At 69.6% G+C, this 22,950-nt stretch carries 20 protein-coding genes and 1 tRNA gene; 18 read left to right on the forward strand and 3 right to left on the reverse strand.

The genetic code is table 11. From position 1 onward, the window contains the following. The first annotated feature begins 47 nt into the window (after nt 1-47). The 10 genes from mreD to obgE all read left to right on the forward strand — a co-directional run bounded on the left by mreD (nt 48) and on the right by obgE (nt 12,182). Nucleotides 48-512, forward strand: a complete 465-nt coding sequence (gene mreD / locus OHA25_RS26120; protein ID WP_305925433.1) for a rod shape-determining protein MreD — start codon at nt 48-50, stop codon at nt 510-512. After that, nucleotides 509-2,554: a penicillin-binding protein 2 gene (mrdA, locus tag OHA25_RS26125; RefSeq protein ID WP_327590118.1), complete on the forward strand. Its 2,046-nt coding sequence runs from the start codon at nt 509-511 to the stop codon at nt 2,552-2,554. The genes mreD and mrdA overlap by 4 nt, the downstream gene beginning before the upstream one ends. Beyond that, complete coding sequence (gene rodA, locus OHA25_RS26130) at nt 2,551-3,717, forward strand: rod shape-determining protein RodA (protein ID WP_305925435.1); 1,167 nt, start codon at nt 2,551-2,553, stop codon at nt 3,715-3,717. The genes mrdA and rodA overlap by 4 nt, the downstream gene beginning before the upstream one ends. Nucleotides 3,718-3,721: 4 nt before the next feature. Continuing rightward, nucleotides 3,722-3,901 carry a hypothetical protein gene (locus OHA25_RS26135; RefSeq protein WP_327590119.1) on the forward strand — a complete coding sequence of 60 codons (180 nt, stop codon included), beginning with the start codon at nt 3,722-3,724 and terminating at the stop codon, nt 3,899-3,901. A 20-nt stretch (nt 3,902-3,921) separates the two neighbouring features. Beyond that, nucleotides 3,922-5,832 carry a TIGR03960 family B12-binding radical SAM protein gene (locus tag OHA25_RS26140; RefSeq protein WP_327590120.1) on the forward strand — a complete coding sequence of 637 codons (1,911 nt, stop codon included), beginning with the start codon at nt 3,922-3,924 and terminating at the stop codon, nt 5,830-5,832. Nucleotides 5,833-6,000: 168 nt separating this feature from the next. Continuing rightward, nucleotides 6,001-6,762 carry a TIGR03936 family radical SAM-associated protein gene (locus OHA25_RS26145; RefSeq protein WP_327590121.1) on the forward strand — a complete coding sequence of 254 codons (762 nt, stop codon included), beginning with the start codon at nt 6,001-6,003 and terminating at the stop codon, nt 6,760-6,762. Between the two features lie 145 nt (nt 6,763-6,907). After that, nucleotides 6,908-9,925 (forward strand): Rne/Rng family ribonuclease, encoded by a 3,018-nt coding sequence (locus OHA25_RS26150; protein ID WP_327590122.1) that lies wholly within the window; start codon nt 6,908-6,910, stop codon nt 9,923-9,925. Between the two features lie 211 nt (nt 9,926-10,136). Next, entirely contained in the window at nt 10,137-10,439 is a 303-nt protein-coding gene (gene rplU, locus OHA25_RS26155) for a 50S ribosomal protein L21 (protein ID WP_049575732.1), read from the forward strand. 15 nt (nt 10,440-10,454) lie between these two features. Continuing rightward, nucleotides 10,455-10,712, forward strand: a complete 258-nt coding sequence (gene rpmA / locus OHA25_RS26160; RefSeq protein ID WP_012893687.1) for a 50S ribosomal protein L27 — start codon at nt 10,455-10,457, stop codon at nt 10,710-10,712. A gap of 117 nt (nt 10,713-10,829) precedes the next feature. Then, nucleotides 10,830-12,182, forward strand: coding sequence for a GTPase ObgE (gene obgE, locus OHA25_RS26165; RefSeq protein ID WP_327590123.1), 1,353 nt, complete (start codon nt 10,830-10,832; stop codon nt 12,180-12,182). A gap of 233 nt (nt 12,183-12,415) precedes the next feature. Here obgE and OHA25_RS26170 read toward each other — a convergent pair whose 3' ends face one another. Continuing rightward, nucleotides 12,416-13,186, reverse strand: a complete 771-nt coding sequence (locus OHA25_RS26170) for an SDR family oxidoreductase (RefSeq protein ID WP_327590124.1) — start codon at nt 13,184-13,186, stop codon at nt 12,416-12,418. A gap of 79 nt (nt 13,187-13,265) precedes the next feature. Between OHA25_RS26170 and proB the strand changes: the two genes are divergently transcribed. The 4 genes from proB (at nt 13,266) to OHA25_RS26190 (ending at nt 17,881) form a co-directional block, all read left to right on the forward strand. Beyond that, a complete protein-coding gene (proB, locus tag OHA25_RS26175; RefSeq protein ID WP_327590125.1) occupies nt 13,266-14,393 on the forward strand; it encodes a glutamate 5-kinase in 1,128 nt (375 codons plus the stop codon). Between the two features lie 32 nt (nt 14,394-14,425). Next, the gene (locus OHA25_RS26180; protein WP_327590126.1) at nt 14,426-15,724 is read left to right on the forward strand and encodes a glutamate-5-semialdehyde dehydrogenase; all 1,299 of its coding nucleotides are present in this window, start codon (nt 14,426-14,428) and stop codon (nt 15,722-15,724) included. Between the two features lie 59 nt (nt 15,725-15,783). After that, nucleotides 15,784-15,960 carry a hypothetical protein gene (locus tag OHA25_RS26185; protein WP_305925444.1) on the forward strand — a complete coding sequence of 59 codons (177 nt, stop codon included), beginning with the start codon at nt 15,784-15,786 and terminating at the stop codon, nt 15,958-15,960. A gap of 82 nt (nt 15,961-16,042) precedes the next feature. After that, entirely contained in the window at nt 16,043-17,881 is a 1,839-nt protein-coding gene (locus OHA25_RS26190) for a serine/threonine protein kinase (RefSeq protein WP_327590127.1), read from the forward strand. Between the two features lie 144 nt (nt 17,882-18,025). Here the strand turns inward: OHA25_RS26190 and OHA25_RS26195 are convergent, their stop codons facing one another. Continuing rightward, complete coding sequence (locus tag OHA25_RS26195; RefSeq protein WP_371826013.1) at nt 18,026-19,057, reverse strand: M48 family metallopeptidase; 1,032 nt, start codon at nt 19,055-19,057, stop codon at nt 18,026-18,028. Nucleotides 19,058-19,144: 87 nt separating this feature from the next. Between OHA25_RS26195 and nadD the strand changes: the two genes are divergently transcribed. The 4 genes from nadD to OHA25_RS26215 all read left to right on the forward strand — a co-directional run bounded on the left by nadD (nt 19,145) and on the right by OHA25_RS26215 (nt 21,213). After that, nucleotides 19,145-19,762 carry a nicotinate-nucleotide adenylyltransferase gene (gene nadD / locus OHA25_RS26200; RefSeq protein WP_327590128.1) on the forward strand — a complete coding sequence of 206 codons (618 nt, stop codon included), beginning with the start codon at nt 19,145-19,147 and terminating at the stop codon, nt 19,760-19,762. Between the two features lie 92 nt (nt 19,763-19,854). Further along, entirely contained in the window at nt 19,855-20,250 is a 396-nt protein-coding gene (gene rsfS, locus OHA25_RS26205) for a ribosome silencing factor (RefSeq protein WP_305925448.1), read from the forward strand. 76 nt (nt 20,251-20,326) lie between these two features. After that, nucleotides 20,327-20,956, forward strand: a complete 630-nt coding sequence (locus tag OHA25_RS26210; protein ID WP_327590129.1) for a histidine phosphatase family protein — start codon at nt 20,327-20,329, stop codon at nt 20,954-20,956. A gap of 181 nt (nt 20,957-21,137) precedes the next feature. Continuing rightward, a tRNA-Ala gene (locus tag OHA25_RS26215) sits at nt 21,138-21,213 on the forward strand. A 304-nt stretch (nt 21,214-21,517) separates the two neighbouring features. Here OHA25_RS26215 and dctA read toward each other — a convergent pair. Further along, on the reverse strand, nt 21,518-22,825 hold the full coding sequence (dctA, locus tag OHA25_RS26220; protein WP_327590130.1) for a C4-dicarboxylate transporter DctA: 1,308 nt from the start codon (nt 22,823-22,825) through the stop codon (nt 21,518-21,520). Between the last annotated feature and the right edge of the window lie 125 nt (nt 22,826-22,950).

The following is a 22,950-nucleotide window of genomic DNA, read 5'->3' on the forward strand; positions in this document are numbered from 1 at the left end:
CCGAGAGGGGGCGCGGTGAGTGGAAGGGCCGGTCGGAAGGGGGCGCTGTGATCGGCGGGATCTCCGTGCTGCTGGCGTTGCTGGCTCAGGTCATGCTGGTCAATCGGCTGCCACTGCCGGCGGGGGGCGCGCCTGACCTGGTGTTGCTGGCCGTCGTCGGCGCGGCGCTGGCACGGGGGGCTTCGTCCGGGGCGATGCTCGGCTTCTTCGCCGGGCTGCTGGTCGACGTCATGCCGCCGACCGCGCACCTGGTGGGCCAATACGCGTTCGTGCTGGCGCTCGCCGGCTACATCGCCGGGCGCGGTGCGGGCGGGCCGGTGACGACCGTGGTGCTGTGCGTGCTGCTGGCGCCGTTGCTGGCCGCGGCCGTGGGCATGCTCATCTCCGATCCCCGGGTGACCATGTCCACGCTGATCGAGCAGGTGCCGGTCACCGTCGTCTACACGCTGCTCGTTTCGCCGATCGTGATCTGGCTGACGACGCGGGGCAGATGGTCGAGGTACTCGACATGATCAGGATGCGGGCCCGGCTGCTGGTGCTGCACGTGCTGGTGCTGGTGCTGCTCGTCGTGCTGACTGTGCGCCTGTGGCAGGTGCAGGTCGTGCGCGGAAACGAGTTCGTGACGCGGGCGACGGAGACCAGGACGCGGACGGTCATCGTGCCGGCCGTGCGCGGGCAGATCCTCGACTCGTCGGGACGGCCGCTGGTGCGCAACAAGACCGCGCTCGTCGTGTCCGTGGACCGGGCCATGCTGTCGCGGATGCCCGACGGAGGGATGACGGTGCTGCGCAAGTTGTCCGCGGTGCTCGGCATGCCGGTCGCGGACCTGCAGCAGCGGATCACGCCGTGCGGGCCGGGAGTGGGCAAGCCATGCTGGACGGGATCGCCATACCAGCCGGTTCCGCTGGATGAGAAGGTCGACCCACGCAAAGCGCTGCAGATCCTGGAGCGGCAGGAGGAGTTTCCCGGTGTGACGGCGGAGATCCACTCCGTGCGGCAATATCCCGGCGGCAGGGCCGGCGCGCAGATGCTGGGTTACCTGCAACCGGTGACCGAGCAGGAGCTGGAGCAACGCGAAGGGCTCAAGGCCAGCTTCTCCGGTGTGGACCTGGCCGGGCGCGACGGGCTCGAATACGTCTACGACGACGCGCTACGCGGCAAGTCGGGCCTGCGCAGGGTGCAGGTGGACCGGATGGGCAAGGCCCTCGGGCTGGAGGAGCAGGTGCCGCCCATCCCCGGCGACCACTTGGTCACCAGCATCGACTCACGGATCCAGACCATCACCGAGAGGGCACTGAACAAGGCGATGAAGTCTGCGCCCGCGGCCGACGGCGGGGCCGGGGTGGTGCTGGACGCGCGCTCGGGGCGGGTGGTGGCGGTGGCCAGCGCGCCCGGCTACGACCCGGCGATCTGGGGTGGCGGGATCTCGGCCCGCGGATACCAATGGCTGCTGTCGGACAAGTCCGGTAAGCCGCTGGTGTCGCGGGCCATCAACGGCCAGTTCGCGCCGGGCTCCACGTTCAAGATCTCCTCTGTTTCGGCGATGTTGCGGGCCGGCTATCCGCTCAATGGCAAATACGGCTGCCCGGGCTCCTACACGGTGGGCGGCCGGGCCTTCAACAACTTCCGCGGCATCGGGCTGGGCACCCTCGACCTGCACACGGCGCTGGTCAAGTCCTGCGACACGATCTTCTACCGGGCGGCGTACGAGCAATACCTCAAGGACGGCGGGCGGCAGCCGAAGAAGAAGCCGAAAGAGGTGTTCTCCAACATGGCCAGGTCGTTCGGGTTCGGCAGCCCGACCGGCGTGGACCTGCCCGGCGAGTCGGCCGGCCGCATTCCCGACCGCGCCTGGAAGCGGGATCTGTGGAACAGGACCAGCGCGGTCAACTGTGAGCGGTCGCGCAAGGGATATCCGGAGGTGAAGGACCGGGCGCGGGCCGAGTTCCTCAAGCGGCTGGCGCTGGAAAACTGCACCGAGGGATTCCTGCTGCGGCCGGGCGACTCGGCCAACTTCTCCATCGGCCAGGGCGACGTGCTGGTCACGCCGATGCAGCTGGCCAGGGCGTACATGGCGCTGGTGAGTGACGGGAAGCTGCGCAGCCCGCGCATCGGATGGGCGCAGGTGCGGCCCGACGGCAAGGTGGTCAGGACCTTCCCTGTGCCCGTGGTGGGCAAGCTGCCGCTCAGCGAGAAAGAGCGGCTCTACATCAAGAACGCGCTGAGCCAGGTCGCCCAGGACGGCACCGCGGCGGGGGCGTTCGCCGGGTTCCCGATGAACAAGGTCCGCATCGGTGGCAAGACCGGCACCGCGGAGGTGTGGGGCAAGAAGGACACCTCCTGGTTCGCCTCCTTCGCGCCCACGAAGAACCCTCAGTACGTGGTGGTCGTCATGGTCTCCCAGGGCGGGATGGGCTCGCAGACCGCGGCGCCGGCCGTGCGGGAGATCTACGAGGGCATTTACGGCATCAAGCGTCCCGCGGCCGTGCCCGGCGGGAAGCTGACCACCAAGCTGCCGACGTTCAGGCCGGACGGGACGGTGGTCCCGGGATGATCGCGCGCACCGCTGTCATCCGGCGGCCCTCGCTCCTGCGGCGGATGGCGCACGAGAATTCGACCATACGCCGGCTCGACGGGCTGATGCTGGTCGCGGTGGCCGGGTTGTGCGTGATCGGCACGCTGCTGGTGTGGTCCTCCACCAGGACCTGGGCGCCCGGAGCCACGGGACTGGTGAAGAAGCACCTGCTCAACGAGGTCATCGGAGTGGTGCTGTGCGCGGTGGTGGCCACGATCGATCACCGGGCGATGCGGGCGTACGCGCCGCTGGTGTTCCTGGTGTCCTTGGTGGGCTTGGGGCTGGTGCTCACGCCACTGGGGGCGACGATCAACGGGTCGCATTCGTGGATCCTGCTGGGCGGGGGTTTCGCGGTGCAGCCGTCGGAGTTCGCCAAAGTGGGGCTGCTGCTGATCATCGCGATGCTGCTGGCGCAGCCGGCCGAGGGCACCGATCGGCCCCGCGGGCTCGACGTCACGCTGGCGCTCGTGGCCGCGGTGATCACGATGGGAATGGTGATGCTCCAGCCCGATCTCGGCACGGCCATGGTCCTGGCCGTGATCACGGCGGCTGGGCTGATCATCGGGGGCGTGCGCAAGCGAGTGATCATCGCGATGACGCTGGTGGCCGCAGCCGGGATTTTCGCGGTGTTCAAATTCGAGATGCTGGAGCCTTACCAGGTGGCGCGGTTCACCGCGTTCGTGGATCCGAGCGTCGATCCACGCGGAGTGGGCTACAACAGCACTCAGTCGCTGATCGCCATCGGATCCGGGCAGTTGCTGGGCAAGGGGCTGCTCGGCGGCGGGCAGACGACCGGCAGGTTCGTGCCCGAGCAGCACACCGACTTCATCTTCACGGTGGCGGGAGAGGAGTTCGGCTTCCTCGGGTCGGTCACCGTCGTGTTGTTGCTCGGCGTGGTGCTGGTGCGCGGGCTGAAGATCGCCAGGAAGTGTGAGGACCGGTTCGGGACGCTGGTCGCAGGGACGATCGTGTGCTGGTTCGCCTTCCAGACGTTCATCAATGTCGGGATGACGATCGGGATCATGCCGATCACCGGGCTGCCGCTGCCGTTCGTGTCATATGGCGGGACCGCGACATTCGCGAATCTCATCGCGATTGGGCTTCTCCAAGCCATCAAGATGCGCGGCCAGTCGTTTAATTAGATGTATGTTCTTGGCCTATTGCGATGAGTGCGGGGAGCGCTTTCTGCTGCCCGCGAACCACGTGGTCGCCCTGCACAACCTGGAAAGCGGCGTGATCGCCGTGGAGCTGACCTGCTACGAAGGGCACCACGTCCTGGTGCTCAGCGGAAATGACATCGACATCACCGGACCTGCCACCGTCTGACCGCCGCTACCCTGGACCGTATGCCTGTCGAGTCGATTTTCCACCGCCTGGAAGCGCTGCTGCCCAAGGTGCAGAAGCCGATCCAGTATGTGGGAGGTGAGCTCAACTCGACCGTCAAGGACTGGGACTCCGCCGACGTGCGGTGGGCGTTGATGTACCCGGACGCCTACGAGGTCGGGCTGCCCAACCAGGGCGTGGCGATCCTCTACGAGATTCTCAACGAGCTGCCCGGGACTCTGGCCGAGCGCACCTACGCGGTGTGGCCGGACCTCGAGGCGCTCATGCGGGCCGAGGGCGTGCCGCAGTTCACCGTCGACGCGCACCGGCCGGTGCGTGCCTTCGACGTGCTGGGGGTGTCGTTCTCCACCGAGCTCGGCTACACCAACATGCTGACCGCCCTCGACCTGGCCGGCATTCCGCTGCATGCGGTCGACCGGGGCGAGGACGACCCGATCGTGCTCGCGGGCGGCCACGCGGCCTTCAACCCCGAGCCGATCGCCGACTTCCTCGACGCGGCCGTGCTCGGCGACGGCGAGCAGATTGCGATCGCCATCTCCGAGGTCATCCGCGAGTGGAAGTCCGAGGGCCGGCCCGGCGGGCGGGACGAGCTGCTGATGCGGCTCGCCGAGTCCGGCGGCGTCTACGTGCCCAAGTTCTACGACGTCGACTACCACCCGGACGGGCGCATCAAGCGTGTCGCGCCCAACCGGCCCGACGTGCCGTGGCGGGTGCACAAGCACACCGTGATGGACCTGGACGAGTGGCCCTATCCGAAGAAGCCGCTGGTCCCGCTGGCGGAGACGGTGCATGAGCGGTTCAGCGTGGAGATCTTCCGCGGCTGCACCCGCGGGTGCCGGTTCTGCCAAGCAGGCATGATCACGCGCCCGGTGCGCGAGCGGTCGATCACCACGATCGGGGCGATGGTCGAAAACGGCATCAAGGAGTCCGGCTTCAACGAGGTCGGGCTGCTGTCGCTGTCGTCGGCCGACCACTCCGAGATCGGCGATGTCGCCAAGGGCCTGGCCGACCGCTACGAGGGCACCAACACCTCGCTGTCGTTGCCCTCGACGCGGGTGGACGCGTTCAACATCGACCTGGCCAATGAGTTCTCCAGGAACGGCAGGCGCTCGGGCCTGACGTTCGCGCCGGAGGGCGGCTCGGAGCGGATGCGCAAGGTGATCAACAAGATGGTCACCGAGGAAGACCTCATCCGCACCGTCACCACGGCATATTCGCAGGGGTGGCGGCAGGTCAAGCTCTACTTCATGTGCGGCCTGCCCACTGAGCAGGACGAGGACGTGCTGGGCATCGCCGATCTGGCCAAGAAGGTCATCAAGGCGGGCCGCGAGGCCACCGGCAGCCGGGACATCCGCTGCACGGTCTCCATCGGCGGCTTCGTGCCCAAGCCGCACACCCCGTTCCAGTGGGCCGGGCAGGCCGACCACGAGACCGTCGACCGGCGGCTCAGGGCGCTGCGTGACGCGCTCCGGAGCGACAAGGCATACGGCCGGGCCATCGGCTACCGCTACCACGACGGCAAACCCTCGATCGTGGAGGGCCTGCTGTCGCGTGGCGACCGCCGGGTCGGCGCCGTGATCCGCGCCGTCTGGGAGGGCGGCGGCAGGTTCGACGGCTGGAGCGAGCACTTCTCCTACGAGCGCTGGATGGCGGCCGCCGAGAAGGCCGGCATCGACGTGGACTGGTACACCACGCGTGAGCGGGAGGAAAACGAGGTCCTGCCATGGGACCACCTCGACGCCGGGCTCGACCGCGAATGGTTGTGGCAGGACTGGCAGGAGGCCGTCTCCGGCGGCGAGGTCGAGGACTGCCGCTGGACTCCCTGCTATGACTGCGGCGTCTGCCCGACCATGGGCACGGAAATTCAAATCGGTCCCACGGGGCGAAAACTCCTTCCTCTGACGGTGGTCTAGCGCGCTCAGTGGGCGAGCCGTGCCTCGGCGTACACATACATACGCTGGGGCGGCTTATCCTGAGACGAAGGGACCTGAAAAGAAGGAACTCTGACAAGGGAAGGACGACAAGCTCTGAAACCTGTTCCCGAAGGGCCTCCGCCCGCGCCCACGGTGCAGCGCCTTCGCGTGCGTTACGCCAAGCGCGGCCGCCTGCGCTTCACCAGCCACCGCGACATTTCGCGTGCCGTCGAGAGGGCGGTTCGCCGTGCCGGCATTCCGGTGGCTTACAGCGCGGGATTCTCGCCCCACCCGAAGATCTCCTACGCGGGCGCGGCGCCGACCGGTGTCGCCAGCGAAGCCGAATACCTCGAGATCGGTGTCACCACGCACTGCGACCCCGAGCAGGTCAGGTCCGGTTTGGACCGGTCGTTGCCGCCGGGGCTCGATGTGATCGACGTCGTGGAGGCGGGTCAGGGTGGACTGGCCGACCGCTTGGAGGTCTCCGACTGGGAGGTGCGGCTGCCTGGTGCCGACCGCGAGCTCGCCGAGGTGGCGGCGGAGAAGTTCCTCGCGGCGGGCACCGTGGAGGTCGAGCGCCTCACCAAGAAGGGCCCCCGTCGCTTCGACGCGCGCGAGGCCGTCCTGGGGCTGACGGTGTCCGAGGGAACAGACAGAACAGACAGAATCGCAGCTCAGGTGCTTGGAGGACCGTGTGTCATACTGCGCATGGTTGTTCGGCACATGACGCCTGCCGTTCGACCCGACGATGTGCTCACAGGGCTGCGCCTTGTGGCCGACTTCGCGCCGCCGGTTCCCCCAGAGGTGACCAGGCTGGCGCAGGGGCCGCTCGACGTCAGCACCGGTGCGCTTGCCGATCCGCTCGACCTGGACCGCGACACAACGCGCGGCGGCGAGGCGGGACCGGCGGGTGAGCACGCCGTCGGTTAAGGACGCGCCCAGCATGAGCCGGGCACGACCGCTGACAGGACTTGGCGCCGGTGCCTCCGACATGGAGGCGCTGGCGGACAACTGAGACACGAGGGCTCCTGCGCGGCGCGGCGACGCGCCCGGGAGCTGACGGGAGAGCGCCCGCATGCTCGACAACGAGCCCAACGCCGGGGCCACTGGCCCTGACGGGGAAACAACTGAACAGACCAAGGTGACCGCGCGTCGCCGCTCCGCCAGCCGCCCGGCCGGTCCGCCGCCCGAGCTGCCCGAGGAGCCGGCTTCCGTTCCGGTCACCCTTCCCGCCGCGCAGGCCGCGCCGTCGGTCGCGGAGGGCGCGCCGGTGCAACGCACCGTCGTGCAGCGCGCTGCCGGCGAGCCTGATCCTGACGTTCTCGCGGCGGCTGCTGCCGCCACGGCCGGCGAGGCCCCACTAGAGAGAGCAGTCGAGAGCCCGGCCGAGGGCATCTTCGCCGAGGCCGTCGCCGAAGCTGAAGACAAGCCCAAGAGGGCTACGAGGACCCGGTCCACCGCGACGACTCCGCGGCGGCGCACCACGAAGAAGGCCGCCGAGGACCAGCCGGAAGAGGCACAAGCGCTCCAGGAGGGTGCTGTGTCCGCCGAGGCCGAGGCGGCGCCCGTGAAGCGGCGCAGGACCACGCGCAAGAAGGCCGAGCCGGAGGAGACCGAGGCTCCCGCTGCCGTCGACGAGGCGGTTGCCGGGGAGACGGCTGGTGCCGGTGACGTGGAGGCCGCCGCACCGAGGGCCGGCCGCACCAGGACGCGCGCCGGGCGTGGCGCTGCGGCGCGAGCGGCAGCCGGCGGTGACGCCGGGGTCGGTGCCGAAGCAGCGGAGGCCGAAGGCGCGGCGGTTTCGCGCCCGAAGGCCGCCGAGGCGGACGCTTCCGGTGCCCAGGCGGTGGTTTCCGGCGGTGACGTCGAGGGCGAAGAGGACATCATCGAGATCCTGCCCGAGGACGAGCCGCTCGACGATGAGCCCGCAGGCGAGGACCTCGACGAGGAGCTCGAGCGGCCGAGTCTGCTCGCCGACCCGTTCGGGTTCGCGGTCCGCACCCAGGACGAGGCGGGCGGCACCGCGTTTCAGCGGCCGGCGGCCATTTTCGCGCCGCTGTTCCAGGCGCCCGACCCCAGCCAGGCCAAGCCCGCCGTGGTCCGGCGGCCCGAGCCGCAGCCCGCTGCCGCCGAAGCTCGCCCCGCAGAGGCGGAGGACGTGGCCGAGGAGGCCGTGAGCGAGGAAGAGGCCGACGTCGACACCTCCGATGAGCAGGAGGAAGAGGCCGGTGGCCGTCGCCGTCGCCGCCGCCGTGGCGGTCGCGGCCGTGGCAAGGCCCGCGAGCGCGATGAAGCCGAGGACAGCGAGGAGTCCGAGGAGGAGACCGACGAGGAGCAGGGCGAGGAGGCCCAGGACGAGGAGGGCTCCACGTCGCGTCGCCGTCGTCGCCGTCGCCGCCGCGGCTCCGACGAGACCCCTGAGCCGGCCAGCGACGACCCGCCGAACACAGTGGTGCGCATCCGCGCGCCGCGATCCGGCCGTGCGGCCTCGCTCGACACCGCCACCGACGGCGTGCAGAGCGTGCGCGGCTCCACCAGGCTGGAGGCCAAGAAGCAGCGGCGCCGCGAGGGCCGCGAGCTCGGCCGCCGGCGCCCGCCGATCATCACGGAGTCGGAGTTCCTGGCCCGCCGCGAGTCCGTCGACCGCATGATGGTGGTGCGCAGGCAGGGCGACCGCACGCAGATCGCGGTGCTGGAGGACGGCGTGCTCGTCGAGCACTACGTCAACCGCGAGGCCAGCCAGTCCTACGTGGGCAACGTCTACCTCGGCAAGGTGCAGAACGTGCTGCCGTCGATGGAGGCGGCGTTCGTGGACATCGGCAAGGGCAGGAACGCTGTCCTGTACGCCGGTGAGGTCAACTTCGACACCGCCGGAATGGAAGGCCAGCCCAAGCGGATCGAGTCGGCGCTGAAGTCGGGTCAGTCGGTGCTCGTGCAGGTCACCAAGGACCCGATCGGGCACAAGGGCGCGCGGCTCACCTCGCAGATCAGCCTGCCCGGGCGCTACCTGGTTTACGTGCCCGACGGCTCGATGACCGGCATCAGCCGCAAGCTGCCCGACAAGGAGCGCACGCGGCTCAAGAGCATCCTGAAGAAGGTCATGCCCGAGAACGCCGGCGTGATCGTACGCACCGCGGCCGAGGGCGCCTCCGAGGACGAGCTGGCCCGCGACGTGGCCCGGCTGTCCGCCCAGTGGGAGAACATCCAGAAGAAGGCCAAGTCGGCGAGCCCGCCCGAGCTGCTGTCCGCCGAGCCCGACCTGACCATCAGGGTCGTACGGGACGTCTTCAACGAGGACTTCACCTCGCTGGTCGTGCAGGGCGAGGAGGCCTGGGACACGGTCGACGACTACGTCAAGTACGTCGCGCCGCACCTGGGCGAGCGGCTGTCGAGGTGGGACGGCGAGCAGGGCGACGGCGACGTCTTCGAGTCGTACCGGATCGACGAGCAGCTCGGCAAGGCAATGGACCGCAAGGTGTGGCTGCCGAGCGGCGGCTCGCTGGTGATCGACCGTACCGAGGCGATGACCGTCGTCGACGTCAACACCGGCAAGTTCACCGGACAGGGCGGAAACCTCGAGGAGACCGTCACCAGGAACAACCTGGAGGCGGCCGAGGAGATCGTGCGCCAGCTCCGGCTGCGCGACATCGGCGGCATCATCGTGATCGACTTCATCGACATGGTGCTGGAGTCGAACCGGGACCTCGTGCTGCGGCGGCTCCTGGAGTGCCTGGCGCGCGACAGGACCAAGCACCAGGTGGCCGAGGTGACCTCCCTGGGTCTGGTCCAGATGACGCGTAAGCGGGTCGGTCAGGGGCTCCTGGAGGCCTTCTCGACGCCGTGTGAGTGCTGCAACGGGCGTGGCCTGCTGGTCTCCACGGAGCCGGTGGAGTCCAAGCCGGAGCCGCGCGGCACGCAGGGGAAGATGGCCGTGGAGAAGGCGGTCTCCGACAAGGTTTCCGCGGCCAAGGAGTCCGCAGGCCGTGATACGGTGACCGGTGCGCTTGAAGACGTCCCGGCAGAGGACGACCAAGCCGGTCAGACTTCTGGCAGGGGGCGGCGACGCTCCCGCCGAGCCAAGTCCGCCGAGTAGCCCTCGGCGGACGTCCGACGACCCGTCCGGTTCGCCGGGGGACCGTTAATCCGGTACCCTGGTGAATCGGTGCGTCAGGTGACGTGCCCTGTTGGCGCGCCTACTCGGATCGTCGGTTCCAGACAGGACCGAATGACAAGGCGCAGCATTCGGCGGCCGTCCCCGTTGTGGGATGGCCGTGACAACAGCGAGTCAGTAGAAGGGTTCCGCGGTGTACGCGATCGTTCGTTGCGGCGGCAGGCAGCAGAAGGTCTCCGTCGGTGACGTCCTCGAGGTGGACAAGGTCGCCGGCGAGGTCGGCTCTTCGGTTTCGCTGCCGACGGTGCTCGTCGTCAACGATGGCGACGTGACGACCGAGGCGGGCAAGTTCACGGTCAGCGCCGAGATCCTCGGTGAGACCAAGGGCCCGAAGATCCGCATTCTCAAGTACAAGAACAAGACCGGTTACAAGAAGCGCCAGGGTCACCGCCAGCGGTACACCCAGGTGAAGATCACCGGTATCGACCAGGCCTGATCGGGAGTTTGAGAGATGGCACACAAGAAGGGCGCGTCGTCCACCCGGAACGGCCGTGACTCCAACGCGCAGCGCCTGGGCGTCAAGCGTTTCGGTGGCCAGCTGGTCAACGCGGGCGAGATCATCGTCCGCCAGCGTGGCACCCACTTCCACCCCGGTGACAACGTCGGCCGTGGTGGCGATGACACGCTGTTCGCGCTGGCCGCTGGTCACGTGCAGTTCGGCGTCAAGCGCGGCCGCAGGGCCGTGAGCATCGTTCCCGTCGCGGAGTAGCTTTTCCTCCTCCCGACCTGGGGATCTTCTGGGGTGGATCGAGCGGTTTCGATCCACCCCTTTTGCGTTGTGTGGGAACTATGAGAGGCCCCTGGTGGGGCGATGGAGGAGAACGGCATGCCGGACTTTGTGGACCAGGTGGTCCTGCATATCAAGGCCGGTGACGGGGGGAACGGGTGTGCCTCCATCCACCGGGAGAAGTTCAAACCGCTCGGCGGCCCCGACGGGGGCAACGGCGGACGCGGCGGCGATGTGATCCTCGAGGTCGATCCCAACACCGCAACCCTGCTCGACTACCACCGGCGGCCCCATCGCAAGGCCGACAACGGCAAGCAGGGGCAGGGCTCCAACCGGGACGGCGCCAACGGGGAGGACGTGGTCCTGCCCGTCCCCAACGGCACCGTCGTCAAGAACGCCGACACGGGCGAGGTGCTGGTGGACCTCGTGGGAGCCGGCACCCGGTATGTGATCGCCCAGGGCGGGCACGGCGGGCTGGGTAACGCCGCCCTGGCCAGCACGAAGCGGAAGGCGCCCGGGTTCGCGCTGCTCGGGGAGCCGGGCGACGGGCTCGACGTCATGCTGGAGCTGAAGAGCGTCGCGGACGTGGCGCTGGTCGGGTTCCCGAGCGCCGGCAAGTCGTCGCTGATCGCCGCCCTGAGCGCGGCCAAGCCGAAGATCGCCGACTATCCGTTCACCACGTTGATCCCGAACCTCGGGGTGGTGACGGCCGGGGACACCGTGTTCACCGTGGCGGACGTGCCCGGGCTGATCCCCGGGGCGTCGCAGGGGAAGGGGCTCGGGCACGAGTTCCTGCGGCACGTCGAGCGGTGCGACATGCTCGTCCACGTCATCGACTGCGCCACCATGGAGCCTGGGCGCGATCCGATCACGGATTACGAGGTGATCGAGGCGGAGCTGCGGGCGTATGGCAAGCTCGAGGACCGGCCGCGGATCGTCGTGCTCAACAAGGCCGACGTGCCGGACGCTCGGGAGCTGGCTGAGCTGGTCACGCCCGAGTTCGAGGCGCGGGGGCTGCAGGTGTTCACGATCTCGGCGGCCACCCATGACGGGTTGCGGGAGCTCACGTACGCGATGGGCGAGTGGGTCGCGGCCGCCCGGGCCAACAAGCCGATCGAGGAGCCTACACGGCTCGTGATCCGGCCCAAGCAGCTCGGCGACGCCGGGTTCCGGGTGCGCCGGGTCAACGAGAACCTGTTCCAGATCACCGGCGAGAAGCCGGAACGGTGGATCAGGCAGACGGACTTCACCAACGACGAGGCGGTCGGATACCTCGCCGACCGGCTGGAGCGGCTCGGGGTCGAGGAGCAGCTCGCCAAGGCCGGCGCCACCGCGGGGGCCGAAGTGGTCATCGGGCCGATGGAGGGCGGGTACGTCTTCGACTGGCAGCCCACGCTGCACGCCGAGTCGGTCCGCCAAGGGCCGCGCGGCTCCGACAACCGGCTCGGGTAGGACCTGGGAGGGCTGCGGGCCTCCACAGTTGGCTCCCGCCGCTCCGGCTGACCTGGGAGGGCTACGGCCCTGCACAGCCAGCTCCGGCCGGGCCGCCTGGGTTTCCATCGGGTGCCGAGCGGCTGCGGGCGCCGTGGGTGGCCCCGCGGGGTGCGGGGAGCAGCCGGGCACGTGGAACGGTGCCGAGAGGGCGCCCTATGGCGTCGTCAGATGGGTGCGGGGGTGGGGGCGGTTTACGAGCGGAGGGCGGCCTCGGCGCCGCCGTCGGCGTACAAGATCTGGCCGGTCATGAAGGAGTTGTCCGCGCTCACCGTCCACGCCAGCAGGGACGCGACGGCCGAGACCGGACCGGGGAAGCCCAAGGGCTGAGGCATCGCGGCGGCCACGAGCTCGGTCGTAGCCGGATCGGCCAGGAGCGTCCTGCGGGCCGTCTCCGTGTCCACCACACCCGGCGCCACCGCGTTCAGCGGGATGCCCGCCCCCGCCCAGTCAGGGCCGACGGCGGCGCTCCGGAGCCACTGGTTGAGTGCGCGCTTGCTGGACGGGTAAACGATGCGGCCCTGCCCTGCCTCCACGACCGCGGTGGCGGCGGTAGCCGCGGCCTCCTCGTCCAGAGCCAGGCAGGCTTCGACGATGCTCTCGTCCGCGGCCACGATCGCGCTCAGCGAGGACACCGCGACCGCGCGGGGCCGGTCGGACTCGGTCAGGAGCGGGCGCAGGCCCTCCAAGGTGGCGAGGGTGCCGAAGAAGTTGAGCCGTACGGTGAGCGGGGACGGCAGGCCGACACCCGCGACGGCGACCACGCCGTCGATCCTTCCGCCCGACGCGGCCCTGACCTGCGAGGTGAGCCTCTCGCGCCCCTCCGCGACGGTCAGATCGGCGATCACTTCGGCGTCGCGCACGTCACAGCGGATCACTCGCGCTCCGGTGGCCGCCAAATGGTCGGCAGTGGCCGCGCCGATGCCCGAGGCGGCGCCCGTGACGACATAGGTCCGTTCGCTCATGAGTCAATGACTACATCCAATGAAGTAATTCAGTCAATGTAGTAATGTTCGGAACTGTGGCTCAGATAGGCTTCGAGACGTGCGGGAACAGATCAGCTCGGCGTCGAAGGTCGTTGTCAAGGTCGGCTCCTCCTCGCTCACCACCCCCCAGGGAACGATCGACGTCGATCGTGTGGACGCCTTGGTGGACGTGCTGGCGGCGAGGCGCCGCGCCGGGACGCAGCTCGTCCTGGTCTCCTCCGGGGCGATCGCGGCGGGCCTCGGCCCGCTCGGGCTGAGCGCGCGACCGCGTGACCTCGCCACCCAGCAGGCGGCCGCCTCGGTCGGCCAGGGCGTGCTGGTGGCCCGCTACACCTCCTCCTTCGCCCGGTACGGCCTGCGTGTCGGCCAGGTCCTGCTGACCGCCGACGACATGATGCGGCGCGCGCACCACGTCAACGCCCAGCGCACCCTGACCCGGCTGCTGGAGCTGGGCATCGTGCCCATCGTCAATGAAAACGACACCGTGGCCACCGATGAGATCCGCTTCGGCGACAACGATCGGCTGGCGGCGCTGGTGTCGCACCTGATCAGGGCGGATGCGCTGGTGCTGCTGTCGGACGTGGACGCGCTCTACGACGGCCCGCCCAGCCGAGGCGGCCGAGCTCCGGCGCGCCGGCTGGCCGAGATCCGCGGCCCTGAGGACCTGGCCGGCGTCGAGCTGGGCAAAAACGGAGCGAGCGTCGGCACCGGCGGCATGGTGACCAAGGTGCAGGCCGCCAGGATCGCGACCGGGGCCGGTGTCCCTGTGGTGCTCACCGCGGCCGCTCACGCGGCCCAGGCGCTGAGCGGGGCCGACGTCGGCACCTACTTCCACCCCGGGGGTCGCCACCCTGGCACGCGCCTGCTCTGGCTCGCGCACGCCGCCACCGGGCGCGGCCTGCTCCACCTCGACCAGGGCGCGGTCGAGGCCATCGTGACGCGCCGCAAGTCGCTGCTGCCTGCCGGGGTGACGTCCGTGGAAGGCGACTTCGCCGCGGGCGATCCGGTGGACCTGTGCGGGCCTCAGGGGCTCGTGGTGGCCCGCGGCCTGGTCAACTTCGACGCCGCCGAGATTCCCGGGCTGCTCGGGCGCTCCACGAGAGAGCTGGCGAGCGCCCTCGGACCGGAATACGAACGCGAGCTCATCCACCGCGACGACATCGTCATACTGGAAGCCCACAACTAACCCATAGAGGCCCTGGACAGCGGAGCGTAGCCATGAGCACAGAGTTCCTGAGGGTAGCCCAGGCGGCACGAGAGGCCGCCGCCGAGCTGGCCCCGTTGCCGCGGGCGCCGAAGGACCGGGCGCTGCGTGCCGTGGCCGACGCCCTGGTCGCGCACGCGGCCGAGATCGTCGAGGCCAACGCCAAGGACGTCGAGCAGGCCAGGGCGCAGGGCACGTCCGAGGCGATGGTCGACCGGTTGCGGCTCGACGAGGCCCGGATCGCCAAGATCGCCGACGCTGTGCGCGAGGTGGCCGACCTGCCCGACCCGGTCGGCGAGGTCGTCCGCGGCTCCACGCTGCCCAACGGGCTGGAGTTGCGCCAGCTCAGGGTGCCGCTGGGCGTCATCGGCATCATCTACGAGGGCCGTCCCAACGTCACGGTCGACGCCGCCGCGCTCTGCCTCAAGAGCGGCAACGCGGTCCTGCTCAGGGGCTCCTCCAGCGCCTACTCCTCCAACACGGCGCTGGTCCGCGTCATGCAGGACGCGCTGGAGGGCACCGAGGTGCCTGCTGGGGCCGTCCAGCTCGTGCCCGGGCAGACCCGGGACTCCGTCAAGGAGCTGATGCGGGCTCGCGGCCTGGTCGACGTGCTGATCCCGCGCGGTGGCGCGTCACTGATCAACTCGGTGGTCGAGGAATCGACGGTGCCGGTGATCGAGACCGGCGTCGGCAACTGCCACGTCTACGTCGACGCCGAGGCCGACGTGGACCTGGCCGTGCAGATCCTGGTCAACGCCAAGGCGCAGCGGCCGTCGGTGTGCAACGCGGCCGAGACGTTCCTGGTGCACGAGGGCGTCGCGGACACGTTCGTGCCCAAGGCGCTTGAGGCGCTCGCCGAGGCAGGCGTGACCGTGCACGGCGACGAGCGGATCGCCCGCCACGGCTCCGGCGTCGTGCCCGTCACCGAGGACGACTTCTCCACCGAATACCTCTCGCTCGACATCGCCGCCGCCGTCGTCGGCTCGCTGGAGGAGGCGGTGGCGCACATCAGGCGCTACGGCTCCGGGCACACCGACGCCATCGTCACCCGCTCGCAGCAGGCCGCCCGCAGGTTCGTGGCGCTGGTGGACTCGGCGGCCGTGGCGGTCAACGCCTCGACCAGGTTCACCGACGGGGGCGAGTTCGGATTCGGGGCCGAGATCGGCATTTCCACGCAGAAGCTGCACGCGCGCGGCCCGATGGGGCTGCCCGAGCTGACCTCCACCAAGTGGGTCTACACCGGTGATGGGCATATGCGCACGTCAGAAGGCACGGTGATGGCGGAGGGAGCGCCGAACGGAGTGAGGCCATGAACGCGCTGACCGGCGTGTCGGCCTGACCGGCGCCCCTCGCCGCGGCTTGACTGGGAGACATGGACATTGTCGTCGCCCTCGTCTTCTCGGCCGCGGTGTTGTTCGGCGCCGACCGGCTCATGCTCTGGCTGGAGAGCCGCGGCCACGTCAACTGGCGCAGGAAAGGCCGCAGGCGGCTGTCGGAGGAGCCCACGGCCGGGCTCGACGCCATGCTCTCCGACCACACACGTCGATAAACCATCGGCGTGCCTCGAGCGGCAACTCGTATCCCGGCGCTAGGGTTGTGTCCCTTATGGGCGCGCCCGGCGGGGAGGGACGGTGAGCAAGCTCGGCAAGGTCGGGCCGTATACCCTGGTCGAGCGGCTCGGCCGGGGCGGGATGGGCGAGGTCTACCTCGCGACCATCCGCCGGGGCGAGCGCGTCGCGCTCAAGGTCCTGCACGATCTGGCAGAGGACGAGACCTCGCGCATCAGGCTCGAGCGCGAGGTCCGCGCGCTGCGCAGGGTCGAGAGCCCTTACGTGGCCAAGGTGCTGGACGCCGATCTCAACTGCGCGCGACCGTACTTGGTCATGGAGCACATCGAGGGCGCCACGCTGCTGGAGCGGGTGCGCCAGAGCGGACCCCTCGACGTCTCCGACCTCGTTGACATGGCGCAGGGCATCGCCGCGGCGCTCGCGATCATCCACGCGGCCGGGGTCGTGCACCGCGACCTCAAGCCGGGCAACATCATCATGGGCACCGAAGGGCCGGTGCTGATCGACTTCGGGATCGCGCAGGTGCTCGACGCGACCCGGCTGACCATGACGGGCACGTTCCTCGGCACGCCCGGCTACACGGCTCCGGAGATCTTCGCCGACGAGAACGTCGACTCGCCGGCCGACGTGCACGCGTGGGCGGCGACGGTGGCGTTCGCGGCCACGGGGCGGCCGACGTTCGGGCGGGGCACGGCTGAGGCGCAAATGTACGCGGTGCTGAACGGGCAGGCCGACCTCAAGGGCGTGCCCGTCGCATTGTTGCCGCTGGTACGGGCCGCACTCAACCGGGAGCCGGGCAAGCGGCCCACGGCGGCGCTGCTGGCCGACCGGCTCTCCCGGCTGGCCAAGGCCACCGGCGCCACGGAGCCCGAGCCGCCCACGGCCCCCGAGGCGGTCGAGGAAGCAGGCAGGTCGACGCCGGCGCGCGGCCGCACCACCGACGAGGCGGCCGCCAAGTCCGCCCGCGGCAGGCCCAACAACACGGGCGCGGACGGGAAGGTGCCCGCGCCGCGCCGTCGCCCGGCCGCCGACGCCGGCCGTAGCGGCACGGACGGCAAGGGAGCGGCGGCACGCGGCCGCGCCGGCCAGGACGGGGCAGCCGTACGCGGCCGCACGGGCGCGGACGAAGCCGCGGCCCGCCAGCGCTCGCCCAGGACGGGCACGGCGGCGGAGGGGGCCGTGGCGCGAAGCCGGATGGACGGGACCGTGGCGCGCGCCCGGACGAGCGCGGACGGGAAGGTGCCCGCACCGCGGAGCCGGGGGAGCGCCGACGGGAAGAACACGGGGCCGCGCGCCAAGATGACCACGCCGCGCCAGAGCGCCGCGGCGGCCGTCCGGAGCAGGGCCAAGCCGCATAGCAAACGCACGACGGAGTCCCACACCACGCTGCCCGCGGGCAACGGCGCCCTGCTGCTGCTCGCGGTGCTGGCCGTGCCGTGCGTGGTGACCTCAGTGATCTGGCCGATCGCCTCCATCGCGATCACGACCGTGTTCGTGGTGCTGACCAGGACGTTGTGGATGAGCCACTGGCTGATCAGAAACCGCAGCTCGCCGCGTACGCGGGTCGCGCTGCGCGTGCTGCTGTTCCCGCTGGCCCTGGCCGGGGCGGCGGCGACCGCCGTGGTGTGGCCGGGCGTGCCCGTCGCGGTGGCGTCGGGCGGGGCGCTCTGGGTGACCGGAGGCGGTCAGATCGACACCGACTGGTGGCAGCAGCCCGCTCCCGTGACGGTGGCTGGCGTGGTGTTCGGGATGCTGTGCGGCGGCATCACCGGGCGCGAGATCGAGCGGATCGGTGGCCGGCTGCCTGATCTCCGCAGAGAGGGGCTGCGCGCGCTGGCCGTGCTCGGCGGGTTCGTCGCCCTGTGCGCGGCCGCCGTGCGGGCGCTCGCCCTGCTGCTCTGACCTGCGCCGTTAGCCGATGCGTGTGCTGGTTCTGCGACCTGCGCCGTTAGCCGATGTGTGTGCTGGTTCGGCCCGCCGCCCGGCGATCGGGCGGCGGGCCGAACGCGGCCGATCAAGCGGGATCGGCCGCGTACGGCGATCGGGCTAGCCCTGGCCGCCGTCGCGGCGCGAGAAGCGGTTGAAGATGCGCTCGCCCGCGTTGACGGCGCCCTCGGCCACGTCGCGCAGTACGCCGATGAACGGGTCCTGCGACTGTGACCAGGATGCGCGGTAGGACTCGGCCGCCGCCTTGATCTCGTCGGTCACTCGTGCGTTGGGGTCATCCTCGCGGCGCGGGTAGTCGCCGCCGATGATGCGGTCGTACTCGCCGCTGCGCTGCCACTTGTCCAGCTCGGCCACGCGCACCACCGCGAACGGGTGGGTGGTGCCGAGCAGGTTGAGCACCTTGAGGAAGCCGTCGCGAAGGTCGCCCGCGGTGTCGTACTCCTGGTATTGCTCCAGGAAGGCCTCGATGTTCATCTCGTGGGTGTAGTCGCCGCCGGCGAGCTTCATCAGCGCCCTCTTACCCGCTTCGGGGTCCTGGCCGACGAGCAGGCCGCCGCGGTCGGAGGACAGCTCCGACTTGCGGTACCACTCCTCCAGACCCGCGACGATCGCCCGCAGGCCGATGTAGCCGAGCGGGATCCACGCGACGCGGGCGGCGAGCATGGTGAGGATGTCGAGCATCGTCCGGTAGACCGCGTGCCCCGACAGGATGTGCGAGGTCTCGTGGCCGATGACGAAGCGCTGCTCCTCCTCGTTCATGAGGTTGAGCAGACCGGTGGTCACGACGATGAACGGGTCGTCGAAGCCGATGGCCTTGGCCTGGACCTGCGGGTCCTGCTGGACGTAGACCTCGGGGATCCGGTGCAGATCCAGGATGTACGCGGCGTCGCGGCCCATGTCGTAGACCGAACGGAACTGTGTTTCGCTCACGCGCACGGCCGAGGCCAGATACATCAGGCGCAGGCGGCGCTCGCTCACGAGGCCGGACATCTGCTTGAGAACCGTGTCGAACCCACTCAACTTACGCAGAGCGACCAGCGCGGACCGGTCTGCGGGGTGTTCGTAGGCTCGAGACGAGATGCCGGGCAGTTGGACGCGGTTGCGGTCCGGGGTGGTCGTCATGCCCGGCATGCTACGTCCGCAACGGAAGTGGTGCGCGGCCATCGTCAAGGGGGGTGCCATCATGTTGTCGGAAGGTGTCCGCGTAAGGTCCGTTTCATGATGAATGCGCCTGGTGTGCAGGGGATTAGGCGAGTAGGAGTGATGGGCGGGACGTTCGATCCCATCCATCACGGGCACCTTGTCGCGGCCAGCGAGGTCGCTCACCACTTCGACTTGGACGAGGTCGTTTTCGTGCCGACCGGTCGCCCGTACCAGAAGTCGGAGCGCGAGGTGTCCGCCGCCGAGGACCGCTATCTGATGACGGTGATCGCGACCGCGTCGAATCCCCGGTTCTCTGTGAGCAGGGTGGATGTGGACCGGCCGGGACCGACGTACACCATCGACACTTTGCGCGATATTGCCGAAATCTATGGCCCGCAGGTCGAGCTCTACTTCATCACCGGCGCCGACGCGCTCGAGGCCATTCTCGGCTGGCAGAACGCCGACGAGCTGTTCGAGCTGGCCCACTTCGTCGGCTGCACGCGTCCGGGGCACACCCTGCACGATCCCGGGCTGCCTGCGGGAAAGGTCACCTTGCTGGAGATTCCCGCCCTGGCCATCTCCTCGTCGGAGTGCCGGCAGCGCGTGGCCAAGGGGGAGCCGATTTGGTACCTGGTGCCGGACGGAATCGTCCAATACATCAACAAGCGGGGGCTGTATCACGGCCACGGGTGAACGGATCTGTGCCGGTACGTGAGGGGTTTCGGGCCGGAAGGGTACCCTCAACATAAGGGCATGCTGCCGACACAGGAGGACAGACCCGCATCGTGACCGCATCTGACAGATCCGTCCAGCTCGTGCGCATCGCCGCGGAGGCGGCGGCCGACAAGCTGGCCGATGACATCCTCGCCTACGACGTGAGCGAACAGCTCGTCATCACCGACGCCTTCCTGCTCTGCTCCGCCACCAACGACCGCCAGGTCCGCGCCATCGTCGACGAGATCGAGGATCGGCTGCGCACCGAGGCCGACGCCAAGCCCGTGCGCCGCGAGGGCGAGCGCGAGGGCCGCTGGGTGCTGCTCGACTACATCGACATCGTCGTGCACGTCCAGCACGAAGAGGACCGCACGTTCTACGCGCTCGAGCGCCTGTGGAAGGACTGCCCGGCCATCTCGCTGCCGGAGAGCGTCATGCAGGCCAACCTCCAGCGGGCGCGCGCGTGAGTGACCGGAGCGAAGCAACCATCAGACGCAGGAGCCACGCTCATGCCGATTTCGCGCCCTTTGGCGAGGAAGCTGCATGAGCAAGCGCATTGTATGCCTGCGACATGGGCAGACGTTGTGGAACGTTGAGCAGCGGTTCCAAGGACACTCCGACATCCCGCTCGATGAGACCGGTGTCGCGCAGGCCGCCAGGGCCGCGTCGCTGCTGGCCTCGCTGCGGCCCACGCTCATCGTCTCCTCAGACCTGCAACGGGCCAACGACACCGCGCTGGCGCTCGGGCGTGTCGTCGGGCTCGACGTGGCGGTCGACAAGGACTTCCGCGAACGCGGCGGCGGCCAGTGGGAAGGGCTGACGCGTGAGGAGATCGCCGCCCGCTGGCCCGTGGAGTACGCCGCCTGGGAGGCCCCGGACGGCGAGCCGGTCACGGACGTCGCCGCACGCGTGGGGGCGGCCATGCGCCGGTGGGCAGGCCGGCTCGACGACGACGGGCTGCTGGTCGTGGCCTCGCACGGCGCCGCGCTCCGGCTCGGCATCTGCGAGCTGCTCAGGCTGCCCGAGGAGCTGTGGCCGGCGCTCGGTGGGCTGGGCAACTGCTCCTGGTCCGTGCTGCAGGAAGGGCGCAAGGGCTGGCGGCTGCTCGAGCACAACGCCGGGACCCTGCCGGAGCCGGTCCACAGCGACGACCGGCCGGACGCCGAAGCATAACGACCCCGTACGGCTCGGGGGCCGTACGGCGGCGGATCTCGGAGCAGTCCATCGACGGCGGCCTCCGTCGTCTCCCGCACGGCCTGGCCAGAGCACGGACGGGCGGCGCGATTAGGCGAATCGGCGCGGATGGCTATATGCTCTCGGAGCGCCGCAACGGGTGGACCCGTAGCGGTGACCAGGGGCTATAGCGCAGTTGGTAGCGCGCCTCCATGGCATGGAGGAGGTCTGGGGTTCGAATCCCCATAGCTCCACCAACGTTCCGTATGCAAACATGCGGAACGATCGTCACAGGGCGGTCGGAAGGCGTCATCGCCGACCCGGCCGCCTTTGATCTTTATATGGGTGAAGAGTGCCTTGTTGAGCCGGATTCGGTCGCGGGCGGTGCCAACCCGGTAGGCGTCGCCGGTCCCGGTGCAAGGGTCTTGGCAGTTCGCAGAGGCACAACGACGGGTCCACGTGCCGTCGACCCGTCGGCGATGGACGCCGCGCACCTGGCAGGACAGGCGCGCGGCACACATACGGCGCGGCGATGTCAGGCCCGAACGCGGGCGGGCGGTTCTAGGCCGGCACGGTCGCCGGCTCCTCCTCCGTGCTTGTCGGGGCGACCTCCTGGCCGTCCAGGACCTTCGCGGCACGGTCCTTGTCGATGTCGCCCTCCCAGGTGGCGATGACCACGGTGGCCACCGAGTTGCCGAGCAGGTTGCCGGCCGCACGGGCCATGCCCATGAACCAGTCCACCGACAGCACCAGGACCAGGCCCGCGACCGGGATCGTCGGAATCGAGGCGAGCGTGGCGGCGAGCACCACGATGGCCGAGCCGGGGATGCCGTGTGCGCCCTTGGAGGTGACCAGGGCCACGAGCAGCACCACCAGCAGGTCGCCGATGGACAGCGGCACGCCGGTGGCCTGCCCGATGAAGACGGCGGCGAGGGTGAGGTAGATCGAGAAGGCGTCCAGGTTGAAGGAGTAGCCGGTCGGGATGACGAGGCCGACCGTGGACTTCTTGATCCCCATGTGCTCCAGCTTCCGCATGACCTGCGGGAGCACGCTGTCAGACGAGGCCGTGCCCAGGACGACCAGGACCTCCTCACGGAGGTATCCGATCAGCTTGAAGATGTTGAACCCGGCCAGCCTGGCCACGAAACCGAGAATCACCACGACGAAGATCACGACTGCGGCGTAGAAGAGCACGACGAGCCAGCCCAGCCGGACCAGGGCGTCGCCACCCGAGTTGCCCGCGGTGACCGCCACCGCGCCGAGCACGCCCAGCGGGGCGAGCCGCACGATCAGCGAGACGACCTTGAACAGCACCTCCGTGGTCGCCTCGATGAACTGGCCGACCGGGCGCGCCTTCTCCCCGACCAGCAGCAGGCCGCAGCCGAACAACACGGCGAACAGCAGCACCTGCAGCACGTTGCCCTCGGCGAAAGCGCCCACCACCGAGGAGGGGATGAGCCCCAGGATGAAGCCGACCGGGCCGCCTTCGGCGAGTTTGGCGGCGTTGTCCTGTTGGGTCGCGAGCTTGGAGGCGTCGAGGGAGGCCGGGTCGACGCTCATGCCCGCGCCCGGCTGGAAGACCAGGGCGAGCACCAGGCCGAGTATCAGCGCGATGGTGGTGATGACCTCGAAGTAGATGATCGTCTTGAGGCCGACCCGGCCGACCCGCTTGAGCTCGCCCGCTCCCGCGATGCCCGCGACGACCACGCAGAACACCAGCGGTGTGATGACCATCTTGATCAAGGTGATGAAGCCGTCGCTGAGGGGTTTGAGCTCGGCAGCGAAGGCCGGGAAGAGCAGGCCTACCGCCGCGCCGATGACGGCGGCGATGAGGACCTGGCCGAACAGAGAGGTGACGAACCTTCGCACAGTGCTCCCTATGCCACGCGCCCGCGGTCTCCCGCACGCACGCTCGGGAGTGGCCGCTCGAGCGCCATTGCTGATCGGGGGTTACGACGGATGTACGGTAGGTGACTTTCCCGTCGTGGATAGCA

The sequence above is a fragment of the Nonomuraea sp. NBC_00507 genome (assembly GCF_036013525.1).
Classification (GTDB): domain Bacteria; phylum Actinomycetota; class Actinomycetes; order Streptosporangiales; family Streptosporangiaceae; genus Nonomuraea.